This window comes from Blautia intestinihominis, assembly GCF_040096655.1.
Lineage (GTDB): Bacteria > Bacillota > Clostridia > Lachnospirales > Lachnospiraceae > Blautia_A > Blautia_A intestinihominis.
In genome coordinates this window covers 1-2,322 of the sequence record NZ_JBBMEI010000155.1, presented here as the reverse complement: position 1 = coordinate 2,322, position 2,322 = coordinate 1, and the positions used below count along the sequence as shown (strand labels likewise).

At 42.6% G+C, this 2,322-nt stretch carries 2 protein-coding genes; both read left to right on the top strand.

Annotation, left to right across the window (positions count from 1 at the left end):
• Positions 1-1,965 (top strand): DNA topoisomerase (locus WMO75_RS19310; protein WP_349078801.1); only part of this gene is annotated, 1,965 nt, incomplete at its 5' end.
• Between the two features lie 69 nt (positions 1,966-2,034).
• Positions 2,035-2,322: hypothetical protein (locus WMO75_RS19305; protein WP_349078800.1), on the top strand; the 288-nt coding region annotated here is incomplete at its 3' end.

Sequence of the window (2,322 nt, the reverse complement as noted above, 5' to 3'; positions counted from 1 at the left end):
TCCTGGTGCGTAGGACATCTGGTGGGATTATGCGATGCATCGGAATACGATGAAAAATATAAAAAATGGAGATATGAGGATCTGCCGATTGTGCCGGAATGTTGGAAACACAAGATTTTGGAGGGCACAAAGAAGCAGTTCGGAATCTTAAAGAAACTGATGAGAGATTCCAAAGTAGATGAAGTGATCTGTGCAACTGATGCAGGACGTGAAGGTGAGCTGATCTTCCGTCTGGTGTATGAGCAGGCAGGATGTAAAAAGCCGATGAAGCGACTCTGGATCTCTTCCATGGAAGAACAGGCAATTAAAGATGGATTTTCGTCATTAAAAGACGGTTCGTGTTATGACAGTCTCTATCAGTCAGCACTTTGCAGGGCAAAGGCAGACTGGCTGGTGGGAATCAATGCGAGCCGTCTTTTTTCCGTTCTGTATAACCAGAATCTGAAAGTTGGAAGAGTACAGACACCAACACTTGCCATGATTGTGGATCGAAATCAGAAGATCAAGGAATTTACCAAAGAAAAATATTATATGGCTCATATCAAGTTTGACGATATGGATGCGGTCACAGAGCATTTTCAGAAAAAAGAAGATGCAGATAAAGTGGCTGCAGAGTGTCAGGAGCGTATGTGCGAAGTGGAGAAGGATGATGTGAAAGAGAAAACGGTCCGCCCTCCAAAACTCTATGATCTGACCACCCTGCAGAGGGAAGCTAACAGAATGTTTGGCTATACCGCACAGCAGACATTGGATGCTGTGCAGGAGATGTATGAGCAGAAGCTTGTCACTTATCCGAGAACAGACAGCCAGTATCTGACAGATGAGATGGGAGAAAGCACAGAAACTCTGATTCAGATGTTATTTGGGAAAATGCCTTATGCTGAAGGTCTGGAATATCAACCGGACGTGAGTAAGGTATTAAATTCAAAGAAAGTATCCGATCACCATGCGATTATCCCAACCATGGAAGTAGCCAAAGCGGATATTGGTGAACTGAAAGAACGAAGCCGCAAGATTTTGTATTTGATCAGTGCCAGGGTTCTGACAGCAACTGCAGAGCCTTATATTTATGAGAGTCATAAATGTCAGATTACCTGCAATTATCATACGTTTTATCTCAATGCAAAGAAAACAAAACAGGAAGGGTTCAAGACAATTGAGAAAAAACTGAAACAGTTCTTTGGAATCATTGCAGAAAAAGAAGAGCCGGAGTTGGATATCTGGGCAGGCAAGCATTATGGTCCCTGTGATTCTTTTGTATCGGAGCATTTTACACAGCCACCGAAACAGTACACAGAAGATACCCTGCTTTCTGCGATGGAACGTGCAGGGAATGAAGAGCTGACCGAAGATACAGAGAAGAAAGGACTTGGTACTCCTGCAACAAGGGCAGCAATCATTGAAAAACTGATTCAGTCTGGTTTTGTGAAAAGGGAAAAGAAAAATCTGGTGCCGACAGATGATGGAAATGTGCTGATTACGGTTCTACCGGATGAGATTAAATCTCCGAAGATGACCGCAGAGTGGGAAATGGCATTGAATCACATTGCCCAGAATACAGAGACAGCAGATGAATTCCTAAATGGGATTACAGAGCTGATGCAGGAACTGGTTGCCAGATATCAGGGGATTTCAGAAGAGAAGAAAAATCAGTTTCAGGGAAAGGCAAAAGGAGAAGTCATTGGCAAATGTCCCCGCTGTGGAGCTGATGTCCGGGAAGGAAAAGTGAACTTTTACTGTTCTGACCGGAACTGTGCTTTTACCTTATGGAAGAATGATAAATTTCTTGCAAGACAAGGGAAAAAGATGGATAAGGAGACAGCAAAGAAGTTCCTGTCTAAAGGAAAAATCCATTATAAGGATCTGGTATCAAGAAAAACAGGGAGACAGTATGAAGCAACTGTGGAGATGGTCGATCCCGGTGAGGGAAATGTACAGTTCAATCTGATTTTTCCACAACGATAAGTAGTGTATTGCAGGCAGTCTAAGGACTGTCTGTTTTAATACAAATATTATGAAAGAGAGGACCTTAGCATGAAGAAAAAAGGTAATTTTAGAAAAGTAGTATCTGGCTTGCTGGCAGGCATGACAATGCTTAGTACAGTGTTATCTCCGATGACAGCATATGCAGCGGAGATCCAGCCAGAGGAAAAACCTCCACTTTATGAGGAAGTGAAAGACCTTCTGGATGAAGATGAGGTGGTGACTGCCAAAGATTATGAAATCGAAACAGGCAGTGTATTTGATGTGAAATCAGACTACACAGGACTGGAAATCAAGGATGATAACAAGGTCAAAGTCACATTTGAGGAAGCAAAGAAC